General features: G+C 67.9%; 20 protein-coding genes and 1 riboswitch. Of the genes, 12 read left to right on the top strand and 8 right to left on the bottom strand.

Annotated elements, in window-relative coordinates; genetic code table 11:
• The first annotated feature begins 445 nt into the window (after positions 1–445).
• Positions 446–1,867, top strand: a complete 1,422-nt coding sequence (locus O0J73_RS11890; protein ID WP_049455876.1) for a DEAD/DEAH box helicase — start codon at positions 446–448, stop codon at positions 1,865–1,867.
• A 529-nt stretch (positions 1,868–2,396) separates the two neighbouring features.
• Here the strand turns inward: O0J73_RS11890 and O0J73_RS11885 are convergent.
• A complete protein-coding gene (locus O0J73_RS11885) occupies positions 2,397–4,991 on the bottom strand; it encodes a M14 family metallopeptidase (protein ID WP_308308769.1) in 2,595 nt (864 codons plus the stop codon).
• A gap of 74 nt (positions 4,992–5,065) precedes the next feature.
• Complete coding sequence (locus O0J73_RS11880) at positions 5,066–7,705, bottom strand: TonB-dependent receptor (protein WP_197564351.1); 2,640 nt, start codon at positions 7,703–7,705, stop codon at positions 5,066–5,068.
• A gap of 193 nt (positions 7,706–7,898) precedes the next feature.
• On the opposite strand from O0J73_RS11880, the gene queD reads away from it, so the two are divergent.
• Both queD and O0J73_RS11870 read left to right on the top strand, forming a co-directional pair.
• On the top strand, positions 7,899–8,261 hold the full coding sequence (queD, locus tag O0J73_RS11875; RefSeq protein WP_053448692.1) for a 6-carboxytetrahydropterin synthase QueD: 363 nt from the start codon (positions 7,899–7,901) through the stop codon (positions 8,259–8,261).
• Between the two features lie 115 nt (positions 8,262–8,376).
• Positions 8,377–8,724 carry a phasin family protein gene (locus O0J73_RS11870; protein ID WP_049455872.1) on the top strand — a complete coding sequence of 116 codons (348 nt, stop codon included), beginning with the start codon at positions 8,377–8,379 and terminating at the stop codon, positions 8,722–8,724.
• 669 nt (positions 8,725–9,393) lie between these two features.
• Here the strand turns inward: O0J73_RS11870 and asnB are convergent.
• Entirely contained in the window at positions 9,394–11,295 is a 1,902-nt protein-coding gene (gene asnB, locus O0J73_RS11865) for an asparagine synthase (glutamine-hydrolyzing) (protein WP_308308768.1), read from the bottom strand.
• Positions 11,296–11,641: 346 nt separating this feature from the next.
• Here asnB and O0J73_RS11860 point away from each other — a divergent pair, with 346 nt between their 5' ends.
• Entirely contained in the window at positions 11,642–12,331 is a 690-nt protein-coding gene (locus tag O0J73_RS11860; RefSeq protein WP_004154050.1) for a winged helix-turn-helix domain-containing protein, read from the top strand.
• A complete protein-coding gene (locus O0J73_RS11855; RefSeq protein ID WP_197564353.1) occupies positions 12,328–13,674 on the top strand; it encodes an ATP-binding protein in 1,347 nt (448 codons plus the stop codon). The genes O0J73_RS11860 and O0J73_RS11855 overlap by 4 nt, the downstream gene beginning before the upstream one ends.
• On the opposite strand, the gene O0J73_RS11850 is transcribed toward O0J73_RS11855, so the two are convergent.
• Positions 13,671–15,140, bottom strand: coding sequence for a HAMP domain-containing sensor histidine kinase (locus O0J73_RS11850; protein WP_308308767.1), 1,470 nt, complete (start codon positions 15,138–15,140; stop codon positions 13,671–13,673). The genes O0J73_RS11855 and O0J73_RS11850 overlap by 4 nt on opposite strands.
• Positions 15,137–15,856 carry a response regulator transcription factor gene (locus O0J73_RS11845; RefSeq protein ID WP_197564354.1) on the bottom strand — a complete coding sequence of 240 codons (720 nt, stop codon included), beginning with the start codon at positions 15,854–15,856 and terminating at the stop codon, positions 15,137–15,139. Before O0J73_RS11845 ends, O0J73_RS11850 begins: the two co-directional genes overlap by 4 nt.
• A 145-nt stretch (positions 15,857–16,001) precedes the next feature.
• Between O0J73_RS11845 and msrB the strand changes: the two genes are divergently transcribed.
• From msrB to O0J73_RS11825, 4 genes are all read left to right on the top strand, one after another.
• Positions 16,002–16,577 (top strand): peptide-methionine (R)-S-oxide reductase MsrB, encoded by a 576-nt coding sequence (gene msrB / locus O0J73_RS11840; protein WP_197564355.1) that lies wholly within the window; start codon positions 16,002–16,004, stop codon positions 16,575–16,577.
• A 2-nt stretch (positions 16,578–16,579) separates the two neighbouring features.
• Complete coding sequence (locus O0J73_RS11835; RefSeq protein WP_004154040.1) at positions 16,580–18,349, top strand: cytochrome c biogenesis protein CcdA; 1,770 nt, start codon at positions 16,580–16,582, stop codon at positions 18,347–18,349.
• 14 nt (positions 18,350–18,363) lie between these two features.
• Positions 18,364–19,101: a peptide-methionine (S)-S-oxide reductase MsrA gene (gene msrA, locus O0J73_RS11830; RefSeq protein WP_004154039.1), complete on the top strand. Its 738-nt coding sequence runs from the start codon at positions 18,364–18,366 to the stop codon at positions 19,099–19,101.
• A gap of 152 nt (positions 19,102–19,253) precedes the next feature.
• Positions 19,254–20,702: a PLP-dependent aminotransferase family protein gene (locus O0J73_RS11825; protein ID WP_197564356.1), complete on the top strand. Its 1,449-nt coding sequence runs from the start codon at positions 19,254–19,256 to the stop codon at positions 20,700–20,702.
• Positions 20,703–20,767: 65 nt separating this feature from the next.
• Here the strand turns inward: O0J73_RS11825 and bioD are convergent, their stop codons facing one another.
• Positions 20,768–21,445, bottom strand: a complete 678-nt coding sequence (bioD, locus tag O0J73_RS11820) for a dethiobiotin synthase (RefSeq protein WP_197564357.1) — start codon at positions 21,443–21,445, stop codon at positions 20,768–20,770.
• 68 nt (positions 21,446–21,513) lie between these two features.
• Here bioD and O0J73_RS11815 point away from each other — a divergent pair, with 68 nt between their 5' ends.
• Both O0J73_RS11815 and O0J73_RS11810 read left to right on the top strand, forming a co-directional pair.
• Positions 21,514–21,996, top strand: a complete 483-nt coding sequence (locus O0J73_RS11815) for a GAF domain-containing protein (protein ID WP_308308766.1) — start codon at positions 21,514–21,516, stop codon at positions 21,994–21,996.
• Positions 21,993–22,355 (top strand): TfoX/Sxy family protein, encoded by a 363-nt coding sequence (locus O0J73_RS11810; RefSeq protein ID WP_197564358.1) that lies wholly within the window; start codon positions 21,993–21,995, stop codon positions 22,353–22,355. Before O0J73_RS11815 ends, O0J73_RS11810 begins: the two co-directional genes overlap by 4 nt.
• Before the next feature lie 91 nt (positions 22,356–22,446).
• Here O0J73_RS11810 and O0J73_RS11805 read toward each other — a convergent pair whose 3' ends face one another.
• Positions 22,447–23,025 (bottom strand): histidine phosphatase family protein, encoded by a 579-nt coding sequence (locus tag O0J73_RS11805; protein WP_308308765.1) that lies wholly within the window; start codon positions 23,023–23,025, stop codon positions 22,447–22,449.
• Between the two features lie 127 nt (positions 23,026–23,152).
• Positions 23,153–24,280 (bottom strand): acyltransferase, encoded by a 1,128-nt coding sequence (locus O0J73_RS11800; protein WP_004154019.1) that lies wholly within the window; start codon positions 24,278–24,280, stop codon positions 23,153–23,155.
• A gap of 61 nt (positions 24,281–24,341) precedes the next feature.
• A riboswitch (cobalamin riboswitch) is annotated at positions 24,342–24,565 on the top strand.
• A gap of 116 nt (positions 24,566–24,681) precedes the next feature.
• Here O0J73_RS11800 and btuB point away from each other — a divergent pair.
• The gene (gene btuB, locus O0J73_RS11795) at positions 24,682–26,526 is read left to right on the top strand and encodes a TonB-dependent vitamin B12 receptor (RefSeq protein WP_308308764.1); all 1,845 of its coding nucleotides are present in this window, start codon (positions 24,682–24,684) and stop codon (positions 26,524–26,526) included.
• The last annotated feature ends 88 nt before the right edge of the window (positions 26,527–26,614 follow it).

Genomic DNA, 26,614 nt, shown 5'->3' with positions numbered 1-26,614 from the left:
GTGAGCGGCATGGATGCCGCGACCGAGCCTACATGGACGTATTTACGGCGCCCCCTGCCACCGGACCCACCCCGCCAACCCACAGGAACCCGGCTTTTGATCTTGCTCCGGCCATGGCTCTGGCCTCTGCGGGTGCAGGGCGCAGCCCTGCAGGCAGAACCCTTACCTGAACAGGCCTTTTTGCGTGAAGTCTCAAACATCGTTTAGACTTGCGGGGTCTGCAGCGGCCGTCCGTTTCCCTCCGGGATCGCCGGCGACCTGGGTCCGCCCTCTTCGCCCGCCCCCACTCCGACGCCGTTCGTCACGCATTCCAGCCTGCGCTTCGTGCCGGCTGCACCCAATTCTCGCAGCGCGGTTCACGGGAACGCTCCGAGTCAGCCGATCAGTTTGATCTGCCCCCGTCTGTCCAGTCGGACAGGCGTTTCTTGTACTTGGAGCAAACTCAATGTCTTTTGAATCGCTGGGCCTGGCGCCCTTCCTGCTGCGTGCGCTCGCCGAGCAGGGCTACGAGAACCCGACCCCGATCCAGCAGCAGGCGATCCCGCTGGCGCTGGCCGGTCGCGACCTGCTGGCCGGCGCTCAGACCGGTACCGGCAAGACCGCCGCCTTCGGCCTGCCGCTGCTGCAGCACCTGGGCACCGCCTCGCAGGAAGTGCGCAGCGGCCCGCGCAAGCCGCGCGCGCTGATCCTGGCCCCGACCCGCGAACTGGCCACCCAGGTGCATGACAGCCTGCGCGGCTACAGCAAGTACCTGCGCATCCCCAGCGCGTGCATCTACGGCGGCGTCGGCATGGGCAACCAGCTGGACATCCTGCGCCGCGGCGTGGACCTGCTGGTGGCCTGCCCGGGCCGCCTGATCGACCACCTGGAGCGTCGCAGCATCGACCTGTCCGGCATTGAACTGCTGGTGCTGGACGAAGCCGACCGCATGCTCGACATGGGCTTCCTGCCGTCGATCAAGCGCATCCTGGCCAAGCTGCCGAAGCAGAACCGCCAGACCCTGCTGTTCTCGGCCACCTTCGAGGACAACATCCGGCAGCTGGCGCTGGAGTTCATGCGCAACCCGGAACAGATCCAGGTGACGCCGAAGAACACCGTGGCCGAAACCATCACCCACCGCGTGCACCCGGTCGATGCCGGCCGCAAGCGCGACCTGCTGCTGCACCTGCTGGCGCAGGACAGCCGCGAGCAGACCCTGGTGTTCGCTCGCACCAAGCATGGCAGCGACAAGCTGGCCACGTTCCTGGAGAAGTCGGGCATCAAGACCGCGGCGATCCACGGCAACAAGAGCCAGGGCCAGCGCCTGCGTGCGCTGGGCGACTTCAAGGCGGGCCGCGTGACCGTGCTGGTGGCCACCGACATCGCCGCACGTGGCATCGACATCAACGAGCTGCCGAAGGTGATCAACTTCGACCTGCCGATGGTGGCCGAGGATTACGTGCACCGCATCGGCCGTACCGGCCGCAACGGTGCCACCGGCCAGGCGATTTCGCTGGTGGCGCAGGATGAAGTGAAGCTGCTGCGCGCGATCGTGCGCCTGCTGGGCCGCGACATGGACATCCGCGACGTACCGGGTTTCGAGCTGCAGACGCCGATCCGCTGGGGCAACAGTGCACCGGGCAAGGCCGAGCACGATACCGGCGAGCGCGCACCGCGCAAGAACCACGCGCGCCGTCCGCACGGTGATGCGCCGCGCCATGCGCATGCCGGCCCGAAGAAGTCCGGCGGCGGCCGTCGTGAGGGCGGTGGCAATGGCCAGCAGCGTGCGGGTGCAGGCGCCGGTCAGGGCCAGCGTCGTGGCGGTGGCGGCAATGGGGGCGGCCGTGGCCGCGGCCAGGGTGGTAACGGCGGCGGTCGCGCCGGCTGATCGCAGCTGAGAGTTGTTGTGCTTCCCGCTGCGCGGGGGGCTATCGAGGGACGGCGCTGAGGCGCCGTCCTTTTTTTTTGCCGGCTACCGTGAGTAGAAGCAGGCGGTGTGTTTGTGCTGAGGGCGGATGGGCGTGGGGCCAGCGCAAAACACGCCGTAAACCCATCCATGGGGGCTCGGTCGGCGCATCCATGCGCCTCACGGTTTTGCGCTGGCCCCACGCCCATCCGCTTCAAGCATTGCCTGCGCCTGCTTGTCCCGCCGGGTAGCCGGGAGAAGAAAGATCAAATTCAAATTCAAGAGCAAATGCCGATGCTCTTGCTCTTGCTCTTGCTTTTGCCCTTGCTGCCGCCTTGGGGTTCGATGCGTCCGCGCCCGCAGGAAATTGTCGGGGGGAGGCCCGGAGGCCCAGGCAGGACCGTTGGCGCCATGGATGGCGCCATCGAGCCCCCATGGATGGGTTTACGGCGTGTCCTGCCTGGGCCTCCGGGCCTCCCCCAGCCAGGTAAAAATCAAGGCGCCAAACGCCTCAACCCCGCGCTTTACTCGGATTCACCAGATTCCCGAAGAAGATCGCGTTGATCAGCAGTCGATCCGTCCCGTGCCAGTACTTGCGATGCGCCGGATCATCGGCAAACAGCACCACGTTGCCCTGCCCCTGCGCCGACACCAGCAGCCACGCGCTGCCCGCCACCCGCGCGCGGTTGCGCTCGGACAGGTAACCATTCACCCGCGGCGTGGTGTCGATGCGCACCACTGTCGAGAACGGATTCGCGCTTGGCTGCAGCGTCACCGTGTTTTCCTTGTTGATCGCCAGCTGACGACGCGGCACGCCGAACGCCAACGGATGGCTGGTATCCACGTCGGCACTGAGGATGTTGCCGCTGACCCGCTCGATCGCGGCAATATCGCGCTGGTCGCCGAACGCACGGCGGCTCTCACCAGCAACCTCTTCTTCCTTGCCAAGCGTCTCGCCGTCGGCCAGCTTCTGTTCGATCGCCCACTTCGAGGCACTGCCGTAGGTCACCAGGGAGCCACCGGCCTGCACCCAGCGCTTCAATGCTGCCACCGCGGTGGCATCGACGCCGGTATAGGTACCGCCGGACAGCACGATGGTGGTGTAACGATCCAGCGGCACTTTGCCCAGCTGCTGCGGATCCAGCTTGCTGGCCGGCAGCTGCAGTTGCTGGTCGAGCAGGAACCAGGCCGAGCCAATCTCGGTGGCGGCCACGCCCTCGCCCATCACCAGTGCCACGGTCGGCTTGCGTAGCGCCTTGACGCCATCGCTGCCCAGGTCAACGCCCTCGCGGCTGCGACCAGTGGACAGCGCATGCACCTGCACGCCTGCAACGCGGGCTGCAGCACGTACCGCCTCCAGCAGCGCCACGCCCTGCAGCGGCTGCCCGGCCACCGGAATGACGATGCTGCCGGCAGCAAAGTCCGCCTCGCCCTGTGCGGTGGCGGCGGTGAACGGCTGGAAGGCTGCGCGTGTACTCAGGCCCTTGCCCTGCAGCACCGCCAGCGCCCGGCCCGCGTTGTAGTCGCGCCAGTCGATGACATAGGCAAAGCCGGCCTGGCCGCCAAGCACCTCGCCCTGTACCGGCGGAAGCCCCGCGATGCGGGCGCCACCGTCGATGCGGCTGCGACTGCCCGCGAACGCCACGCCGTAGGCCGGTGCGATCGCGTAGCTGGTGCTGCCGTAAAACACGTCGCCCTTGATCGGCGGCGTCTCGGCGAAGATCGAATGCACCAGCCGGAACTGCGCCTGCTGCACCGGCACCACGTAGGCGTTGCCCGGCGCGAAGTGCTGCCCATCCACGGTGACCGCACGATCCAGCGCGCGCACTTCGATGCGATGCAGCAGCAACAGCTCCAGCAAGCGCCGGGTCAGTGCCGGGTCATGCGCATCGCCGAACACGAAGCTCTTCACCGGCTGCTGTGCAGCCTGCTTCAGCGCGCTCTGGAAGAACTGCTTCTGCAGGTCGAACAGGCCACTGCGCTCGGCGACCGCGCCACGCACTGTGCCCAGCCCTGTAGCAACCTGGTTGCGGATGGTGAACGGGAACGTCAACACGCCATTCACCGATTCCTGCACGCGGCCCCGTGAACTGGCCTGCTCGACGGTCACGCCGACCGCGCCGTGGAAGTCCGGATAGGTGGAGCCATATACCGGCGAGAAGTTGTCGAAGTTCTCGCCGGTGTAGTACAGCGAGCCCAATGCATCCAGCGCCTGCGCGTGGTACTTGGCCAGGGTCTTGTTGAATTCGTACGATGCCGCCGGGATCAACGGGCTGTGCATGCTCTTCGGCGACGGCTCGAAGTAGTAGGTGCTGTCCTTGCCCATCTCGTGGAAGTCGATCTGCACGTTCGGGTACCACTGGTGGAACACCTCCACCTTCGGCCGTGAATCCTGCTGGGTCAGCGCAAGCCAATCACGGTTGAGGTCGGTGAAGTAGTGGTTGGTGCGGCCCTGCGGGAACGGCTCGACGTGTTCCTTGTCGGCCGGGTCGGCCGAAGCCGGGTCCGAGGCCCATGCGTTGTGCCAGTTGGCCGCGCGATCACGGCCGTCCGGATTCTGCGCCGGGTCGAACAGCACCACGGCCTGCTGCAGCCAGCGCTGGGTTTCTGCACTCTGGTTGGCCACCAGGTAGTACGCGGTCAGCATCGCGGCTTCGGCACTGGAGGTCTCGTTGCCGTGCACGCTGTAGCCCAGCCACACCACCACCGGGCTGTCGCCGGCGGCGCTGCGTGGCTGCGCCGGATCGACCAGCGTCGCGTGCTGCTGGCGGATCTGTTCCAGTCGCGCCTGGTTGCCCGCCGCAGTGACCGTGGCGATCAACAGCGGGCGTCCCTCGTAGCTGCGGCCGATCTCGCGCACGCTTATCTTGCCCGAGCGTTTCGCCAGTTCCTGGAAGTAGGCCACCAGCTGGTCATGCCGGGTGTAACGGCTGCCGACCGGATAGCCAAGGAACTGTTCCGGCGTGGGAATGGACGTATCGAATGCGGCCGCTTCGGTGGCCTGCGGGAAGAAGTACGCACTCTGTGCCTGCGCCGGCTGCGGCGAGGACAGGGCGGTGACGGCGGCGATCAGCAACGGAAGAACGGCACGGCGATGCAAGGACACGGTGGCTCCCCTGGAACACAACGGCGGACAGTCGCGCGGCCGGCTCCCCGGGGAAGCCGGCCGCAACGGATGGATCAGAAGCGGTAGTCGAAGCCCAGCGTGAAGTAGCGGCCGCGCAGGTCGTACTGGCTGAAGTCGTACGGCGCGCGGATGCCCGGGAACGAGGCGTCGTACGGCGGCGTCTTGTCGGCCAGGTTCTGCACCTTGGCGTACACGGTGAGCTTGTCGACGCCGGTGTAGGCCAGGTACAGGTCGTACTGGCTGTAGCTGCCGACGCGCTGCTGCACGGCCTTGGCCGCGGTGCTGGCTTCCTGGCGGTAGCTGCTGGTGTAGTACCAGGTCACCGCCGCGTTGAAGTCGCCGTACGTCCAGTCCAGCGTGGTGGTGGCCTTGTCCTTGGGCAGGGTCGCGCCGAGGTTGCTGCCGGCGTAGTCCACCAGCGGGCCGCCGACTACGGTCGGGCGACGGTAGTCACGGACGTGGGTGTAGGCCGAGGACACGGTGAAGTCACCCAGCGCTGCGGTCGGGATGCGCTGGCGCAGTTCGACATCGATGCCCGAGGTCTTCAGCTCGCTGAGGTTCTGGTAGCGGTTGTAGACCGCCTGCAGCTTGCCGCGCTCGTCGCGCTGCACGGCGCCGGCCACGTTGTCGTTGACCAGGGTCTGGGTGTTGTTGGTGCCGACCAGGTTGTCCAGCTGGATGCGGTAGTAGTCCACGCTCAGGTTGGTGTTGGCCCACGGCGACAGCACCACGCCGAAGTTCACGCTCTTGGTACGCTCCGGCTTCAGTGCATTGTTGCCGACGGTGAAGAAGGTCGGGTTCTGGCGCGAGCCCGGCACATCGGGGTCACGCGGATCCACCACGCTGCCGTAGGCGATGCTGGTGCTGTTGGAGTTCTCCGACAGCGACGGCGCGCGGAATCCCTTCGAGGCCGATGCACGCACCAGCAGGAAATCCAGCGGCTGCCAGCGCAGGCCGAGCTTCGGCGAGAACGCATTGCCGAAGTCATCGTAGTGGTCGGCACGTGCGGCCGCCGACAGCTCCAGCGTCGAGGCCAGCGGCACATTCACTTCGGCGTAGGCGGCACTGACCTGGCGCTGGCCGTGCACTTCGGCGATGGCCGGGCGCACCTGCAGGCCGGCATCGATCTGCCACGGGTTGTTGGAATCGAGCTTCTCGCGGCGCCACTCGGCACCGGCGGCGAAGCCGATCTCGCCGGCCCAGGTGTGGCCCAGGCTGCCGGAGATCTTCGCGTCGAAGCCCTGCAGCTTGGACTCGGCCGGACGCAGCGTGGCGATGTTGATCGCATCACGCACCGACTGCGGCGTGGCCGCCGGGTTGAGCAGGTTGTAGCTGCCGGTGGCCAGTGCATCGGCCAGCGCCCAGCGGTTGGCGAAGCCACCGGACACGCTCTCGCGCTCGCTGCTGCGCGCCCCGAACGCGGCCACTTCCCAGTCCCACTTCGCGGTAGTGCCACGCAGGCCGAACACGCCGCGATAGGCGGTGGAACGGTTGGTCTTGAGGGTGCCGCCAAGGTCGAAGAAGGTGTACTCGATCGGGATCGCGCGGCCGTACGGGTTGTACGGATTGTTGGCCGGCAGCAGCGACGACACCGGCTCGGCCAGGCCACTGTCCGCGTTCAGTGCGAAGCGGCCGCTTTCCAGGGTGAAATACGGGCTGCTGCCGAACCACGCGGTGCTCTTGATCTGGCTGTACAGCACTTCGCCGAACGCTTCGACGTTGTCGTTCAGGCGGAAGGTACCGTTGGCGTACGCCTGGTAGCGCTTGGTCGACGGAATCAGGGTGGTGAATGGCGCCTGGTTGAAGCCGCAGGTATCGCCGGCCAGGCCGTCGATCGGCGCGCTGGCAACGCGGGTGGTACCGGTCGGGCAGTTGCCGTTGGCATCGAGCATCGGCACCGACACGCCGTTCACCAGATAGCGCGCGCCCTTGGCCGACCAGCCGTTCCAGCGGCCGCCCGGCTTGTCGGTGTAGATGCCGCTGCTGGTCAGGTTGCGTTCGTCCTGGTCCAGGCGCTCGCGGTTGTAGCCCTGCAGGCTGAACAGGATGTTGTAGCCATCGGTGTCGAGATCACCGAGGCCGCCGACGAACTTCAGGTTCTGCTCGTGCAGGCCGCCCTGGTCGGCGCCGCCGAAGCTGCCACCGATCTCGGCGCCTTCGAAGTTCTGCCGGGTGATGATGTTGACCACCCCGGCCACCGCATCGGAGCCGTAGACGGCCGAGGCGCCGTCCTTGAGCACTTCGATGCGTTCGACCGCGACCAGCGGCAGCGCGTTGAGATCGACGAAGGTGTCGGACAGGCCACCGGCCGGGAAGCCGTAGTTGGCCAGGCGGCGGCCGTTGAGCAGCACCAGCGTGTTCTTCTGCGACAGGCCACGCAGGCCGATGCCGGCCGAGCCGGAGGCCCAGCCGTTGTTGGTGGTTTCGTTGCTGGCGTTGCCGGTATTGGCCGAGATCGAGCGCAGCACGTCGGCCACGGTGGCCTTGCCGGTCTGTTCCAGCTGCTGGCGGGCGATCACCTGCACCGGGTTGGAGGCCTCGGTATCGGTGCGCTTGATGTTGGAACCGGTGACGCGCACGGCGGCCAGCGTGCTGGCTTCGCCACTGGCATCGGCGGAGGATTCGGCGGCGGCGGACAAAGGCGCGGCCAGAGCGACGGCCAGGGCCGCCACGAGCAGGGTGTGCTTGGGCATGACGATGTGGGGGAGGTGGTAAGGACGACGAAGTTCCGCAGTAGTCCATGCCTGGCCGACGTCCGGCCAATAACATCTCTTCATACGGATATAAGAGAAGCTATCATCTCTTCATCCGGATGGAAAGAGTTTCTTCACGAACAGCCAACATCCACCCGGCCAGAGGCGATAGCTGCGGCGTACAATCGCCGCCATGGAAATCTTCAAAGTCTTCATGCTCGAGGCGGCGCACCGCCTCCCCAACGTGCCGCCGGGGCACAAGTGCGCGCGCCTGCACGGCCACTCGTTCCGGGTGGAACTGAAGGTCGAGGGCGAGCCCGGCGCGCAGACGGGCTGGATCATGGATTTCGGTGACGTGAAAGCGGCTTTCCAGCCGATCTACGAGCGCCTGGACCATCACTACCTCAACGACATCCCCGGCCTGGAGAACCCGACCAGCGAGAACCTGGCGGTGTGGATCTGGAACGAGCTCAAGCCCAGCCTGCCGGCGCTGAGCGAGATCACCGTGCACGAGACCTGTACCTCCGGCTGCCGCTACCGCGGCCCGGCCATCTGATCAAATCATTGATCTGAAAGGTTTTCTGAAGGCGCCATGGGCGCCTTCGTTATTTTTGTTGCAATGCGGCATCAACGGCGTATGCTGCATTGCATCAAGTCACACTCTGATGCCCATGGCCGCCGCCTTCAGCGATCGCTTCAGTGATGCCACCCGCCAGCTTGCTGCCGCGGCAACGCGTGCGAACCGGTTGGCGTTGGAGAACGCCGAAAGCATGTTCGGCGTGCAGCTGAAGGCGCTGGAGCGGAACCTGACCGCGACCGGTGGCTGGCTGGGTGAACTGGCCCGCAGCGACGATGCGGCCGGGGTGCTCAGCAAGGGCACGCAGCTGTGGCAGGACAACCTGCAGCGGCTGGGCCAGGCCCAGCAGGACGTGGTCGGCCTCGGCCTGCAGGCCGGCAAGGCCTGGTCCGAACTGGTGCAGGGCTACAACGAATCAAGCGCGGACGCGAACAGCCACTGACGCGACGCAACGCTCATTGCGTGGGTCCCTCCCCCCACGCAATCCGGACCCGGCAGATCCCTCCCTCTGCCGGGTCTTTTTTTGCCTGACGTTTGGATTCCGAGGCACTTCTTCGTCTGGACTCTCTGCGAGCTGAAGGGCCCCGCCGGGGTGGGCAGGGACCTGGGCAAATGTCCCCCGGCGCCGGCCGTTGGCCGTCACCTCCTCCTTTACTTTGCCCAGACCCCTGCCCACCCCGACCAGGCTCGGCTTGCGGCAGGTAAAGCGCAGTGCTCGCGGCAGCCTTTCAAGGAGGCGCCGACGAACTCCGAACGCAGGGCGGAGACCCTTGCGTACGAAGTAAAGGGGGAGGTGACGGCCAACGGCCGGCGCCGGAGGACATTCGTACGCAAGGGCCTCCGCCCTGCGCCGCGCAGAACAATCCGCCACAAGCACGTCTTCGTCCGCAATTGCCGCGAACGCGTGGGCTCCGACGAGGCTCGGCCTACGGGAGGTAAAGCGCAGTGCTCGCGGCAGCCTTTCAAGGAGGCGCCGACGAACTCCGAACGCAGGGCGGAGGCCCTTGCGTACGAAGTAAAGGGGGAGGTGACGGCCAACGGCCAGCGCCGGAGGACATTCGTACGCGAGGGCCTCCGCCCTGCGCCATGCAGAACAATCCGCGAAGGAACCTCAGCGCCCGCGACCACCGTGCCAGTGCTGGTGCCACGCCTGGAACATCAGCACGTTCCACAGGTGCGTGTGCCACTTGCGCTCACCGCGCAGGAACGCCTCCCAGATGCCACGCACGCGCACCGCATCGAAGCAGCCCTGGTTGCGCAGCAGCTGCGGATCCAGCAACGCCTCCGCCCAATCGCGCAGCGGACCCGCCAGCCAGCGCGCCATCGGCGGGCCGAAGCCGCGCTTGGGACGGTACACCAGCGGCTCGGGCAGATAGCGCGCCAGCAGGTGCTTCAGAATCAGCTTGTGCTCGCCATCGTGGTATTTCAGATGCTGCGGTAGGCGCCAGGCCAGGCGCACCACCTCCATGTCCAGCAGCGGCGCACGGGTTTCAACGCCCGCCGCCATGCCGGCGCGATCAACCTTGGCGAGAATGCCTTCGGCCAGATCCATGCGGAAATCGAGCAGCTGGATGCGCGCCTCGGCCGGCAGCGCCGTGTCCTGCTGCTGGAAGATCGTCACCGGTTCGCGCGCGCCCAGCACCACCTGCGCCGGCTGCCGCCAGCGGGTGACCCGCTGCAGGTAGTGGCCTTCCACGTCGTTGGCGGCGACCTCGGCCACCAGCGCGCGCCAGCCACCGAGGCGGCCGCGCTCGACGTTCATGCGGTTGCCGCTGCGCCGCGCCAGGTCACGAACCCAGTCCGGCAGGCCGCCACACAGCCGTGCATTGCGCAGCGCGCGCCCATAACTGGGATGTCCGAAGAACAGTTCGTCGCCGCCGTCACCGGTCAACGCCACCGGCTTGCGCGCACCCAGCAGTTCACTGGCCAGCAATGTCGGCAGCTGCGAGGCATCGGCGAACGGCTCGCACCAGACCTGCGGCAGCCGCTGCAGCAGGTCCAGGCCCTGGCGCGCGTCCATCCGGTGCAGGTGATGCTGCACGCCCAGATGACGCGCCACCTGCGAAGCCCAGTCGCTCTCGTCGTGGCCCGGATCGTCGAAGCCGACCGTCCATGCTTCGATCGGCAGGGTCGACTGCGCCTGCATCATCGCCGTCACCAGAGAGGAATCGGTCCCCCCGGACAGGAACGCGCCGCAGGCCAGTGGCGAGTGCATGCGTGCAGCGATGGCCTTCTGCAGCACCGCCTCCAGCTGGTCGGTAGCCTGCTCCAGGCTCGGCGCCGGTTGCAGGGGGTCCTGCAATGCGCTGTGCATCGCATCGCGTGCACACCAGTAGCGCGAACCGCCCTGCGCGGCCATGCCGGAGTGACCCGCAGCATGGTCGTTGAGGTCGATGCGCAGCATGGCGCCGGCCACCAGCTTGTGAATGCCACGGTAGATGGTGTGCGGCGCCGGCACGTAGTCATGGCGCAGCAGCAGGCTCAGGGCATCCTGGTCGATGCTCGGCGAGAAACCCTCAAAGGCCTGCAGCGCCTTCAGCTCCGAGGCGAACAGGAACCTGCCCTGGTACCAGCCGTAGTACAGCGGGCGCTCGCCCACCGGGTCACGGGCCAGCCACAGCGCGCGCGACTCGCGGTCCCACACGCTGAAACCAAAGGCGCCCTCGATGCGCGACAGCGCCCGCTCCACGCCCCACTCGACGATCGCCTGCAGCAGCAGCCGCGCATCGCTGCAGCTGCGCGGCAGATCGCGCAGTTGTGCCTGCAGGTCGGCGCGGTTGTACAGGCGGCCGTCCAGGCACAGCACATAGCGGCCGCAGTCCGAGCTCAGCGGTTGCAGGGGCGTATCGGTCGGCGCCCGGCAATGGCCCAGTGCCAGGCCGGCCTCGGCATCGGTCCAGTAGCCGATACGCCCTCGGCCGCGCTGCTGCAACGCGCGCAGCATCGGCGCCAGCTGCTGCAGCAGGTGCTCGTCTTCGGCGGGCGGCAGCCAGGCCCCGACCACGCCGCTCATCGGGCACCTCCGCAGTGGCGGCAGGACAGGTTCGGCAGGCGGAGGTTGGCGGGCGACATGGGAACGGCACGCGGAACGGAGGAGACTCCATGCTCGGCCTGCCTCCGCCCCGAGTCAGTCGCATTGCTGTCAGCGATCGTCACCACGCGTGTGACGAAGGTAACGTTTTGTAACGGCAACCGGCTATGCTGGGCGCCAAGTGGTTGCCGGGGCTGAGACCCGGCCCGTGCGCCAGCAACCCCGGCTGAATGGCGCCCGCCCCCTGCACCCGGGCGGCCCGATGGCTGGGATAGCATCGCCGCGCTCGTGCCGTGGCGGTACGTTTGCGTCCACGGAGGCCTTGAAAATGCTGGATATCGTACTGGTCGAAGACGATGCCCGCCTGGGAACGATGGTCAGTGACTATCTGCAGCGGCATGGCTACCAGGTCGCCCACGAGCGCAGCGGCGAGCGCGCCGTGACCCGGATCCTCGCCGAAAAGCCGGCCCTGGTCCTGCTCGATGTCGGCCTGCCCGACCAGGATGGTTTCGAAGTGTGTCGGCAGATACGTCCCCACTATGACGGCATCATCTGCGTCCTGACCGCCCGCACCGACAACATCGACCAGGTCCTGGGGCTGGAGCTGGGCGCCGACGACTACATCGGCAAGCCGATCGAACCGCGGGTGCTGCTGGCCCGCCTGCGCGCCCACCTGCGCCGCCACCGCCGGGTCGAGCCGCGCGACGGCAGCCTGCGCTTCGGCGAGCTGAACATCGACCCGTCCACCCGCAACGTGCACCTGCAGGGTGCGCTGCTGGAACTGACCACCGCGGAGTTCGACCTGCTGTTCCTGCTGGCCAGCAACGCCGGCCAGATCCTCGACCGCGACGCGCTGCTGCGTGGCCTGCGCGGGATCGCCTTCGATGGCCTGGACCGCTCGATTGACGCCCGCATCTCGCGCCTGCGCCGCAAGCTGGGTGACAACCCCGAGCAGCCGGAACGGATCAAGACGGTGCGCGGACGCGGCTACCTGTTCAGCCGATCGGCATGGGGATGAAGCGCACGCCCTCGGCGATGCGCGGCCACGCCTTCCACTTCCTGCGCTATGGCATCGGCTTCCTGGTCGCCCACCTGTTGCTGATCGTGCTCGGCCTGTGGGCGTGGGATGCGCTGCTGGAAGACCGCACCGAGGCCGGCCTGCAGGCCGAGATGCGCGGCACCCATGCGTTGCTGCAGCATCGCTTCGCCGAAACCCCGCGCGAGCAGTGGCCGGCGCTGGCGCGCGAACTCGACGCCGATTTCGCCTACGCGCTGCGCATGGTGCCGCTGGCCGAGGCGGTGAAGGAGCTGCCTGCCAGCCAGCGCCCGGCGTTCAACAACGGTCGTGTGCAGATCGACCTGGAGCACATGCGCAGCCTGCAGCGGATCGGCGACAGCGACTACGCGGTGATGCTGGGGCCGCTGGACGAAGCATTGCCTGAGGAGGGATGGCAGGACAGCGAAGTCTCCGGCGTGGCGATCCTGCTGCTGATCCTGATGGTGGCGGTGGCGTTGCCAATGTACGTGATGGTCTACCGCCTGTGGCGCGACGTCTCGCAGCTGGCCCAGGCGGCACGGCAGATGCGCGACGGCCAGCTGGACACGCGCGCGCCACGTGCCGGTACCGCGCTGGTGCGGCCGCTGGCCAACGCCTTCAACCACATGGCCGAGCAGCTGCAGCAGTTGCTGGAAAGCCAGCGCGTGCTGGCACAGGCTGTAGCGCACGAGGTACGTACCCCGCTGGCGCGCATGCGTTTCGGCTTGGCCGACCTCGAGGACACCGCGCTGGATGAGCTTCAGCGCGATGCATTGGGCGGCCTGCGCACCGATGTCGATCGGCTGCAGCACCTCACCGATGCCGGCGTCGAGTACGCCGCTCTCGGCCGTTGCCACCAGCTGACCCGCCAACGGCTGCAGCTGGCCACCCTGGTGCGCGGCGTGATCGCCCAGTTCGCCCCGCTGCCGATGCCGGTGCAGCAGGTGCTGTCACCGGTAGGCCTGGTCAACGTCAACCGGCACATGCTGGAACTGGCGCTGCGCAACCTGCTCGGCAATGCGCTGCGCTATGCGCGCCGGCAGATCCGCGTCGCCAGCACGGCGGACGACGGCTGGCTGTGCCTGCAGGTGGAGGATGACGGCCCTGGCATCGCGCCCGAACTGCGCGGCCAGGTGCTGCAACCGTATGTGCGGCTGGACCCGGGCAGCCCCGGCTTCGGGCTTGGCCTGGCGTTAGTGCAGGTAGTGGCCGACAAGCATGGCGGCCATGTCGAGGTGACCGATTCAGACCTGGGCGGCGCCTGCATCCGCCTGCACCTGCCACTGGAAACCGGCGGCGTCGTGGAAGGCGATACGGCCTGCTAGACCGCCGGTTCCGCGCGCGGCAGGGCAAACACGAACAGGGCGCCATGTTCGCTGTCACGCAGTTCGATGCGACGACCGTGCAGCTGCACGATGCGCTGCACGATCAGCAGACCGAGACCACCGTTCTCGCCGCGGCGCGCGCCCAGTGCCGCCGGCGCCTGGAACAGCTGGCTGCGCAGCGCTGGCGCCACGCCGGGACCATCGTCGGACACGCTGACCTCTACGCTGTCGGGCATTGCGCGCAGGCGTACTTCGATCCGGCCTCCCTCGGGCGCATGCCGCAGCGCATTGTCGAGCAGATTGGTCAGCACACGCTCGACCAGGCCCAGGTCGGCGCGCACCAACGGCAGGCCCGGCGGGAAGTCGGCATGCAGGCGCTGGTTGCGCGCCTGCGCGGCCAGCTCGAACTTCTGCAGCACGTCCTGCAGCAGCTCTGGCAACGCGAAGACCTCCCACTCCAGGCGTACCTCGCCATGCTCCAGCCGCGCCAGCTCGAACAGCGCGCGCGCCAGCCGACCGACCTTGGCACTCTGCGCCAGGGCGATGCCCAGATAGCGGCGGCGTTCGTCCGGTGACAGCGTGGCGTCCTTCAACGCCAGCGTTTCCAGATAGCCATGCAGCGACGACAACGGCGTACGCAGGTCATGCGAGATGTTGGCCACCAGTTCGCGCCGCTGCAGGTCCTGCTGGCGCAGCTGCTGCCATTGTTCGCCCAACCGCTGCGCCATCTGCGCGTGTGCGTGCTCAAGGATCACCAGCTCGTCGCGCTCGCCGGGGCGCAGCGGCTCCGGTGGCGGCAGTGGCGTCGGTGCGTCGATGTCGAAGGCCTGGATGCGCCGGGTCAGCCGCCGCAGCGGGCGGGTCACCCAGTAGAACGCCACCAGCCCGGCCAGCAGGCCGAGGCTGCCAACCAGCATCACCGACCACCAGGTGGTGTTCCACTGGCTGCCGGCCGCGAGGTCGTCGGCCAGCATCTGCCGGTGCTCGCCGACCAGCACCACGTACACGTAACCCGCCTGGCGGCCCTGCACGATCAACGGCGCGGCGCTGAATACCTTGCGGCCATCGGCGCTGCGCGGATCGTCGCCGAGGATCGGCAGCGGTCCGCCGGCCAGCAGGTGGCGCAACGGCGCCACGTCCACCCGGTTGCGTACCAGATGGCCGCTGGGCGCATCGTGGCCGAGGATGCGGCCCTGGTCGTCCAGCAGGTAGACCTCGACGCTGGGGTTGACCGCCATCAGCTGGCCGAACAAAGCGCGCACCGCGGCGTCGCGCATGCCGCTGGTGTCCATCAGCTCGCTGCGCTGGGCAATGTGCTCGGCCAGGCCCAGCGACAGCCGCTGCACCACTTCCTGCTCGTGGCGGGTGTTGGCACGCATCTGCAGCGCCAGCAGCGCCATGCAGCACATCAGCATCAGTGCGGCGATCACCGCCGCCAGCTTCTGCCACAGGTTCGGCCTGATCATGCCGCCGCCCCGGCCGGATCGACCAGCTTGTAGCCGCGCCCCCACACCGTCAGCAGCCGCCGCGGATTGGCCGGGTCGGTTTCGATCTTGCTGCGCAGCCGGTTGATATGGGTGTTGACCGTGTGCTCGTAGCCATCGTGCTGATAGCCCCAGACCTGGTTGAGCAGTTCCATGCGTGCGAACACCTGGTCAGGATGACGGGCGAAGAACAGCAGCAGGTCGAATTCGCGCGGGGTCAGTTCCAGCGCAGTGCCCTCCACCGACGCGGTGCGTGCAACCGGGTCCAGCTGCAGCCCGCCCAGCTCGATCGCGCCGGCATCGATGCGTGCGCTCTGCGCCATCGCCTCGGCGCGGCGCAGCAGTGCGCGCACCCGTGCCACCAGCTCCGGCATCGAGAAGGGTTTGGCCAGGTAGTCGTCCGCCCCCAGCTCGAGGCCGACGATGCGCTGGGTTTCACTGCCACGTGCACTGATGATGATGATCGGCACATAACGCGCCATCGCGCGTGCGCGCTGGCACACCTGCAGGCCATCCACGCCGGGCAGCATCACGTCCAGCACCAGTGCATCCCACGGGCCTTCCTGTTCGAGCAGGCGCAGTCCGGCGTCACCGCTGGCGGCGTGGGCCACGTCATAGCCTTCATCGCCCAGATGCATGCGCAGCAGGTCGGCGATGTGGGCATCATCTTCAACGATCAACACGCGTTTGGCGGACATCGGCAGCTCGGGGCCAGTGGGGGAGGCTGCCCGCATTGTGGCGCGGGATGGCCGCCGATACCTCACGAAAAATTGAATCCTGCGTGAGGATTCGTTGACCCGGGCGGGCGCAGCATGGCCCCGTCGCCCCTTCCCGGAGTCCGCCATGACCCTCACCCGCCGCCATCTGCTGGGCCTGGGCGGTGTTGCCACCGCCGCCGGCCTGCTCGGCCTCGGCGCGTGCAGCCGCGCCGCACCGGCCGCTGCCGAAACGCGTCCCGCGCGACAGTTCGAGGTCATGCACAGCGACGCCGACTGGCGCCAGCGCCTGACCCCGGCCCAGTACGCGGTGCTGCGCCAGCAGGCCACCGAGCGGCCATGGAGCAGTCCGCTCAACAAGGAGCACCGGCAGGGCACGTTCGCCTGTGCCGGCTGTGCGCTACCACTGTTCTCATCCTCCACCAAGTTCGAGAGTGGTACTGGCTGGCCGAGCTTCTGGGCGCCGCTGCACAACGCCATCGGCGAAGACCGCGACGTCACCTTCGGCATGCTGCGGGTGGAGGTGCACTGCCGCCGCTGCGGCGGCCATCTCGGCCACGTATTCAATGACGGCCCGCGCCCGACCGGGCTGCGCTACTGCATGAACGGTGCAGCGCTGGTGTTCGTTCCCGGTGCGGCCGATGGCGGCACCGCCGACGGCTGGCGGGTGCCGGTCGGTTCTTCCCCCACGTCCGGAGCCTGACCATGCTGCTCTTGCTGCTTGCCTACCTCGGGGGTGCGTTGTCCCTGCTCAGCCCCTGCATCCTGCCGGTGCTGCCGTTCGTGTTCGCGCGCGCCGACCGTCCCTTCCTGCGCAGCACGCTGCCGCTGCTGCTGGGCATGGCGCTCACCTTCACCGTGGTCGCCAGCCTGGCGGCGGTGGGCAGCCAATGGGTGGCGCAGGCCAACCAGGTCGGCCGCTGGATCGCCCTGGTGCTGATGGCACTGTTTGCGCTGGCGCTGCTGTGGCCGCGACTGGCCGACCATCTGCTGGCCCCGTTCCAGCGCGTGGGTGCACGCTTGAGCGCACGCGCCGATGCCGCTGACGCCGCAGGACGCGGTGGCGCGGGGACCTCGCTGCTGATCGGCATCGCCACCGGCCTGCTGTGGGCCCCATGCGCCGGGCCGATTCTGGGCCTGGTGCTGACCGGCGCCGCCCTGCACGGCGCCAGCGTCGGCACCACTGCGCTGCTGCTGGCCTATGCACTGGGCGCGATCACCGCGCTGGCACTGGCGGTGTGGATCGGCGGCCGGGTGTTCCGCGCGATGCAGGCACGGCTCGGGCTCGGCGATGTCCTGCGCAAGGTGCTGGGCGTGGCCGCGCTGCTGGCCGTCGTGGCGATCGGCCTCGGTTGGGACACCGGCCTGCTGACCCGCCTGTCCACGGTCAGCACCGCGCGCATCGAGCAGGGCCTGCTGGACGCCGTACCCGGCGCGCAACCGGCGGCACCGCCGATGATGATGATGGCCGGTGCCAACACCGGTGCCGATGCACCGCTGCCGGTGGAGGGCACCCTGCCCGCGCTGGACGGCGCCACCGGCTGGCTCAACAGCCCGCCGCTGACTGCCCAGCAGCTGCGCGGCAAGGTCGTGCTGGTCGACTTCTGGACGTACTCCTGCATCAACTGCCTGCGCGCGATGCCGTTCGTGCACGAGTGGGAACGCCGCTACCGCGACCATGGCCTGGTGGTGATCGGCGTGCACACGCCGGAATTCGCTTTCGAACGCGACCCACGCAACGTGATGAAGGCGGTGCAGCAGCTGAAGGTCGAGTACCCGGTGGCGCTGGACAACCAGTACACGATCTGGCGTGCGTTCAACAACCGATACTGGCCGGCGCAGTACTTCGTCGATGCGCAGGGCAACATCCGCGGCCACCAGTTCGGCGAGGGCAACTACGCGCGCTCGGAACAGGTGATCCGCCGGCTGCTTGCCGAAGCCGGCCAGACCCGCCTGCCGCCGCCAGCCGATCCCGCCGCGGCCGACCTGCAGGGCGTTGCCGCGCAGGCCGACATGGGCAACCTGCGCTCGCCGGAAACCTATCTGGGCCACGCCCGTGCCGAACAGTTCGCCTCGCCCGGCGGGCAACGCAACGACACCGCGTTCGACTACACGCTGCCCACCACCCTGGCGCTGAACCGGTGGGGCCTGTCCGGGCAGTGGACGATCAACGACGAGGCCGCGCAACTGCAGCGCGCCGGCGGCCGCATCGCGTTCCAGTTCCATGCGCGCGACCTGCACCTGGTGCTGGCACCGGGCCAGGACGGCAAGCCGGTGCGCTTCCGCGTGTGGCTGGACGGCAAACCGCTGCCCGCCACCGATGCCGGCAGTGACGTCGGCCCCGATGGCAGTGGCGTGGTCAACGAACACCGCCTGTTCCAGCTGGTGCGCCAGCGCGGCACGGTCGGCCCGCACCGCTTCGAGATCGAATTCCTCGATGCGGGCGTGCAGGCCTACGCCTTCACCTTTGGTTGAACCGGGAGGACACGATGAAACTCTCATTTGAACAGGGTATTGCTGCCGGTGTCGCCGGTCTCGTGGCCACGGCATTGATCGCCGGTGTGCTGCTGGTCGACCACGGCGCGATTGCGGCACCGGTCGAATCCAGCGCGCAGGCCAAGGCGCTGCCGGCACCCACCGGCGAAGCGGCGTTCCGCGATGACGCCACCCACGCCAGCGTGGTGTTTGCCGGTGGTTGCTTCTGGGGCGTGCAGGGCGTGTTCCAGCACGTCAAGGGCGTGAGCAATGCGGTATCCGGCTACATCGGTGGCAGCGCCGCCAACGCCCATTATGAGCGGGTCAGCAGCGGCCAGACCGGTCACGCCGAAGCGGTGAAGATCGACTACGACCCGCGCCAGGTCAGCTACGGGCAGCTGATGCAGGTGTTCTTCTCGGTGGTGCACGACCCGACCCAGCTCAACCGCCAGGGGCCGGACCACGGCAGCCAGTACCGGTCGGCGATCTTCAGCGACGATGCGCGCCAACAGGCCGCCAGCCGCGCCTACATCACCCAGCTCGGCCAGGCCGGCAGCTACCGCGCGCCGATCGTCACCCAGCTGGGCAGCGGCCAGCGCTTCTACCCGGCCGAGAGCTATCACCAGAACTACATGACGAACTACCCGCAGGCGGCCTACATCCGCTACTACGACGCACCGAAGCTGGCGGCGCTCGGCAAGCAGTTCCCGGCACTGTACCGGCGCGATGCGGTGCTGGTGCCGATGCGATAGCCGCCGGCCGGCAATCCCCACGCAGAAAAAGACGCACGGCGATCCCGCCGTGCGCTTGGGAAGTATCGGCCGCGCCCCGATCAGGCCCGGCCGACAACGACATGCTAGTCTCGCCATCACCATGGGTACAGCTCCAGTTGGTGGGAACTTCGATGGATACAGATGACCAGAGCGCGATGATCCCTCCCCGCTACCAGCGGCTGTCCGATGAACTGGCCGAAGCCATCCACGGCGGTCGGCTTCCGGTTGGCAGCCGCCTGCCCTCGCTGCGGCAGATGGCGCTGCAGCGCAGGCTCAGCCTGAACACCGTGATCGCGGCCTATCGTCAGCTGGAAGATGCCGGCCTGGTGATTCCACGGCCCAAAGCGGGCTTCGAAGTCGCACCGCGCTTGTCGGTGCCGGAACGTTCGCTGCGCGATACGCCGTCGGCGCCCACCGCGCCGCTGCAGCAGGCGCTGATGGCCCGCGTGCTGGAGGCACAACGCCGACCCGGCGTCATCGACCTGGCCTTCGCCGGCCCCCGTGGTCGCCAGTTCTATCCCGGGGCGCAGCTGGCCCGGCACACCGCACAGGTGCTGCGCCACGGCCAGCAGACGGTGGAAACCTATGCACGCCCGAATGGCTCGCCGCGGCTGCTGGCGCAGATCGTGCGCCGCGGTCCGCGCATGGGCCTGCACACCCACAGCGACCGCCTGCTGCTGACCCATGGCGCGATGGAAGCGCTGCAGCTCGCGCTGCGTGCCGTCACCCGGCCCGGCGATGCGGTCGGCATCGAGGCGCCCTCCTACTTCAACCTGTATCCCTTGCTGGCCACCCTCGGCCTGCGGGCCATCGAATTGCCCACCCACCCGCAACAGGGACTGGATGTCGATGCCCTGGGGGCCCTGCTCGAACACACATCGCTGGCCGCGCTGGTGGTGATGCCGACCGTGCACAACCCGCTGGGCTGCACCATGCCCACATCCGCCAAGCAGCGACTGGCCGAACTGGTCAATGCACGCCAGCTGCCGCTGATCGAAGATGCGGTGTATGCCGAGCTGCAGTTCTGCGAACCGCCTGCGCCCTTGCTCAAGGCCTTCGATCGCGACGGATGGGTGATGGTGGTCGGTGGGTTTTCCAAGACGCTGGCGCCGGACTATCGCATCGGCTGGCTGGAGGGTGGCCGCTTCGCCGAGCGCATCGCGCTGCTGAAGTTCCAGTCCACCGGCGGCGAACCGCAACTACTCGGCGATGCGGTGGCCGCCTACCTGGAGGCGGGCAGCTACGAGCACCACCTGCACCGCATGCGTCGCCTGTATCGCGAGCAGGTGGGACGGCTGCGCCAGCTGGTAGCCGAGCACTTCCCGGCTGGCACCCGCGCCACCGAGCCGCAGGGCGGTTTCCTGCTTTGGCTGGAACTGCCGGGCGTGGATACGCGCGAACTGTTCGAGCGTGCGCTGCAGGAGGACATCGTGTTCATGCCCGGCCAGGTCTATTCGCGCGGCGCCCGCTACCGGCATTGCCTGCGGCTGTCGTGCTGCCAGACCCTGGATGCGCGCTTCATCGGTGCGGTGGAACGGCTGGGCGCGATCGCGCGCGAGCTGGCGGCTGCAGCACGGTAGTGCCGGCCGCTGGCCGGCAACTGCATCCATCCAGCGATCCCGGGATTGCCGGCCAGCGGCCGGCACTACAGGTGCGCGGCCAGCGCTTCGCCATTTGCCCCCGGCAGGTGCCGCAGCCGGCCCCAGCACGGCATCGGCAGGCGCTGCCGCAGCGTGGCGAAGTTCTCGTCCTGGCGCTGCATGGCCGGGTCGATGTGGTTGCCGACCCAGCCCAGGCACGCCACGCCGCTGGCCTGCAACGACTGCGCGGTCAGCCGCGCATGGTTGACGCAGCCCAGCCGCATGCCCACCACCAGCAGCACCGGCAGCTGCAGCGCGCGCACCAGGTCCAGCTGGTCCAGCGTGGCCGAGACCGGCGCCAACCAACCGCCAACGCCCTCCACCACCACGATATCGGCCTGTGCGCGCAGCCGCTCGAACGCGGCCACCATCGGCGCCAGCTCCACCTGCACGCCATCTTCGGCAGCGGCCAGCTCCGGTGCCAAGGGGTGCCGCAACGCATACGGATTCAGGTCGGCATAGTCCGGCACCGGCCAGCTGGCCGCCTGCAGGGCCAGCGCGTCCTCGTTGCGCAGGCCCTGCCCCAGATCCTCGCTGCCGCTGGCTACCGGCTTCATGCCGACTGCACGCAGGCCACGACGGCGCAGTGCGTGCAGCAGCGCGGTGCTGACCGCGGTCTTGCCGATCCCGGTATCGGTGCCGGTCACGAACAGGGCAGGTGGCAGCGCGGCGGGCAATGGCATTGATGGGCTCCAGCAGGGCAACAGAGCGTGCATTATCGCCGGCCCCGCACGCTTGCTAGACTGCGGGCATGTTCGCCAATGCCTCGCTCACCGGCAGCAAGCCGGAACAATACGCCCAGCTGCTGGAACAGGCCCGTGGCCTGGTCTACGCCGAGTCCGACCGCATCGCCAACGCGGCCAACCTCTCCGCGCTGGTCTACCACGCCCTGCCCGATCTGAACTGGGTCGGCTTCTACCTGTACGACGGCAAGGAACTGGTGGTCGGCCCGTTCCAGGGCCTGCCGGCCTGCGTGCGCATCCCGCTGGACAAGGGCGTGTGCGGCGCGGCCGCCAGCCAGCGCGTGACCCAGCGCGTGGACGACGTCGATGCCTTCCCCGGCCATATCGCCTGCGACTCGGCCTCGCGTTCGGAACTGGTGGTGCCGCTGCTGCGCGGTGATGAGCTGATCGGCGTGTTCGACATCGACAGCCCCAAGGTGGGCCGCTTCGATGCCGAGGACCAGGCCGGGCTGGAAGCCATCGCCCACGTGTTCGTCGAGGCCCTGGGATGAGCGCACCGAAACTGCGCAACATCGGCCCGAAGAGTGCGGCATGGCTGCGCCAGGTCGGCCTGCGCAGCCGCGAGGACCTGGCCGCGATCGGTGCGGTCGGCGCCTTCGTCAAGGTCAAGCGCGCGGGCTTCAAGCCCAGCCTGAACCTGCTGTACTCGCTGGAAGGCGCGTTGCTGGACTGCCATTGGCAGGAACTGAGCGAGCCACAACGCGAAGCACTGGTGCAGGACTACGAAGCACGCATCGCCGCGCATCCATTGAAGGCAGCCGGCCCGGCTTCGGGCCCGGTGCATGAGCAACGCTTCGATGCCGACGATGACGCTGAAGACAGCGTCGCCGAGAGCGCCGACGAGGATTGAGCCCTCCGCGTTCCTGGGGATGCCGGCCAGCGGCCGGCACTACCACTGTGATGCGGGATCGGTAGCGCCAGGCCATGCCCGGCGGGTGCGCTCAGGGCTGCTGCAGTTCCAGCAGTTCGCCTGCCAGACCTGCTTCACCGCGTTCCAGCCGTACCCGCAGGCGCGTGCCATGGTCGATGCGCAGCGCCCAGCACAGCGACATTGGCAGGCCGCACACCTGCGAAAGCACCATGCGCAGCGGGCCACCGTGACTGACCACCAGTGTCGGCAGCGGGTCATCGTCATCAAGCAGGCGATCCAGCGCGCGCGCAATGCGCCGCTCGAAGTGGCCCCAGCTCTCACCATTCGGCGGCGGATACGCATGCGGGTCGGCATGGAACGCCGCCAACGCGTCTTCCGGCAGATCGAACAGGGACTGGCCGTCCCAATCACCGAAATCCAGTTCCTCCCACTCTTCGTCCGCCTCCACATCCAGGCCGCGCGCGGTGGCCAGCGCCATCGCCGTATGCAGCGAGCGCAGCCGCGGCGAGCTGATCACCCGCTCCCACGGCTGTGCGGCATAGGCATCGACCAGTTCCTGTGGCAGCGGGGCCAGCTGCGGTGGATCGGTGCGGCCATCGAGGAACTCATCGCGACCGTTGCCGGCATGGCGGACCAGGTCGAGGATCACGGTAGTGCAACCGTATATGAAGCGCTGGCCAACGACTGCGTCGCGGACGGCGCAGGTAAAATCGACGATTGAAGCAACATCATGAACACCACTTCCGGACAGCATCCCCGTAGTGGGGCGCGCCATTCTAGCGTGGGCCGCCCTCCGCCTGCCTGGATGAGGCCCCTGCACCTGATGCGGACAGCGATGCCATCACGCGTTTGCCCAACCTGATCATCGGTGCTTCGATGCAGCGATGCCCCAGCGCGGCCAACGGCAGTGCGACTGCCAGTACCAGCGCAGCGCACAGCAGATAGCCGGTTGTCCCGCCACCCGTGACCGCCAGCAGCCTGCCAAACACCGGCGCGAGCAAGGCGATCACAATGGGATGCCCCAGGTAGAGCGAGTAGCTCACCGTACCCAGCCAGGCTGTCGCCCGGTTGATCAACCAGCGTGGCGGGCATTGCGAACAACCCACCAGCAATGCCAGGTAGCCAAGGCCCGCCAGTTGCCATTGGCTCGCTCCGCTCCAGCCGCCCACTGTTCCTGTCATGACCAGCAGCAGCACCAGGCCACCGGTAGCGTTCAGAGCCATTCCCCACCCGCGCGCCTGCGCGGAAGGCAGCCGCGAGAGAGCGTTGTATGCGTGATACGCCACCAGCCCCATCGCGAACACAGGCGCGTGCGTCAGCCAGCCGTAGCTGCCCAGCGAAGCCTCCACGCGTGCTCCCAGCGAGCCAGTTCCGGCCAACGCCGCCAGCCCCAACAGCGCCAGGAGGAGCATCCAGGCCCGGCGCCCGTCATTCACCCACAGGTACAACACAGGGAAGATCGCATAGAACAGCATCTCGACCCCGACTGCCCAGCTGGCCCAGACAATTCCCTGGTCCCAACCGGGGAAGAGGTTGAATGTGAATGTGGCATTGGCAATGATCTCGGCCCACGGATGGCCGGCATGGCTACCCCGGCCATCGCGGAAAATCGAGAACGCCAGCAGCAGATAGAACAGCGGCGCGATGCGCAGGAAGCGGTGCAGGTAGAAGCTCAGCAACGGCCGACCGCTGGCTCTGTGGCGAGGCTGGGTATAGCACAGGGAAAATGCGCTGATCACGAAGAACAATGCGACACCCGTGGCCCCCAGGTGCAGCACCGGCAACAACCAGCCCGCGACAGACAACGTGGGCGTCGGCATCGACTGGACGTGATACAACACAACATAGACGGCAGCCAAGCCCCGAAGCGAGTCGAGGAACTGCAGGCGATCCTTTGCAATCATGTTCCAGGTTCCAACCAGAAGCGCGTGCGACACCTCTCACTCTACCAGCTGGCGATGCCGTAGACTGCGCGCACTTCCAGGTGACCTGCGGCCTTGGCCGGCAGGTTGAAACGGGAAGCCGGTGACGCGTGATTCCACGCCAGGCCGGCGCTGCCCCCGCAACGGTAAGCACGTCAGTTCCAGGCAACAACGCCACTGTGCCGCGCGCATGGGAAGGCGCCTGGACGGTGGCCTCGCGCCACCCGGCGGCAAGCCCGGAGACCGGCCCGGAAGCCTCAGGTCGCGATGCGGTGGGCATGGCGCTGGATGAGCACGGCGTCGGCCGTGGCATCGGCGCGTGCCTGGCTTCGCGGCTCCTCCCCTTCGCTGCGCGGGCGTGCGCAGCACCTGGAGTCCCCCCGATGAAGCTGCAGACCCGAATGCTCACCCTGGCCGTACTGGCCACGCTGCCCACGCTGGCGCAGGCCGCCAATGACACCACCGCGCTCGACCAGGTACTGGTCACCGCCACCCGCACACCGATCGCCCTGCAGGACAGCATCGCGCCGGCCCAGGTGATCGACCGCGCGCAGATCGAATCCAGCCAGGCCACCTCGCTGCAGGAACTGCTGCGCGGCCGCGCTGGCATCAACCTGACCAACACCGGTGGCCTTGGCAAGCAGAGCTCGCTGTTCCTGCGCGGCACCAACTCCGGCCACACCGTGGTGCTGGTCGACGGCGTGCGCATCAACAGCGCCGACCTCGGCCTGGCCATGTATCAGGATCTGCCGCTGGCGCAGATCGAGCGCGTGGAGATCGTGCGTGGCCCGCAGTCCAGCCTGTACGGCGCCGACGCCATCGGTGGCGTCATCCAGATCTTCACCCGCCGCAACCAGGGCGATTTTGCTCCGCACTTCCAGCTCGGTGGCGGAAGCAACGGCCTGCGCGAAGCCAGCGGCGGCATCGGGGGTGGCACCGAACGTGGCTGGTTCGGCGCCGACATCGCCTACCAGCATTCCGATGGCATCGACGCCTGCCGAGGCTCTTCCTCGGTGTTCACTGCCGGCTGCTTTGCCGACGAACACGACCGCGACGGCTACCGCAACCTGTCCAAGAGCCTGCGTGGCGGCTACACCTTCAACGACCAGTGGAACGTGGAAGGCAGCGCGCTGCGTGCCGACGGCAGGAACCACTACGACGGCTACTACAACTATTCGGAAACCCGCCAGCAGGTGCTGGCCGGCAAGGTGCGCTACACCCCGTCCGAGCGCCTGGCGTTCACTGCCAACGTCGGCCGCAGCGACAACGAGTCGGACAACTTCGGCGACTTCGGCGCACGCGGCAGCGCACAGACCCACCGCGACAGCGCCTCGCTGCAGGGCGATTTCGGCCTGGCCGAGGGCCAGCTGCTGAGTGCCGGCGTGGACTGGAGCGAAGACAACCTGGATGGCAGCAGCGCGGGCTACCTCGTTGACAGCCGCCGCAACACCGGTGTGTTCGTGCAGTACCAGGGCCGCTTCGGCCGCCACCAGCTGCAGGCCAGCGCGCGTAACGACGACAACCAGCAGTTCGGCAACCATGCCACCGGCAGCCTTGGCTGGGCGATGCAGCTGGCGCACGGCCTGCGCGTCAATGCCAGCTACGGCACCGCCTTCAAGGCACCGACCTTCAGCGACCTGTACGACCTGTGGAGCGGCGTGCCGACGTTGAAGCCGGAGAAGTCCAGGAGCGCCAACCTCGGTGTTTCTCAGCAGGGCCAGGGCTGGCATTGGGGCCTGGACGTGTACGAGACCCGCATCGATGACCTGATCACCTACGATGCGCTCACGATGAAGATGCAGCAGGTGGAGAAGGCGCGTATCCGCGGCGCCGAGCTGACCGGTGGCGTGCTGCTGGCCGGCTTCGATATCAACGCGCAGCTGAGCTACACCGACCCGCGCAACCGCACCCGCGGCAGCAGCCAGTTCGACAACTGGCTGCCGCGCCGCGCGCAGCAGACCGCGCGCCTGGACATCGATCGCCGCTTCGGCGATTTCCGCGCCGGCCTGACCGTGCAGGGCGCGGGCAAGCGCTATGACAACGCCGGCAACTCGGTGAAGGTCGGCGGCTACGGCACGCTGGACCTGCGTGCCGAGTACGCGCTGACGCCGTCGTGGTCGCTGCTGGCGCGTGCGGCCAACGTGTTCGACCGCAGGTACGAGACCGTGGCGTGGTTCAACCAGCCCGGCCGCGAGTACCAGCTGAGCGTGCGTTACCAGCCGAAGTGATCGCAACGGTCATGGTGGTGCCGGCCGCTGGCCGGCAGCAGCATGACCTTCGGCAGAGCGTTCCGGGTTGCCGGCCAGCGGCCGGCAC

The sequence above is a fragment of the Stenotrophomonas sp. Sm6012 genome, from assembly GCF_030985895.1.
Lineage (GTDB): Bacteria > Pseudomonadota > Gammaproteobacteria > Xanthomonadales > Xanthomonadaceae > Stenotrophomonas > Stenotrophomonas forensis.
This window is presented reverse-complemented; position numbering and strand designations above follow the sequence as displayed.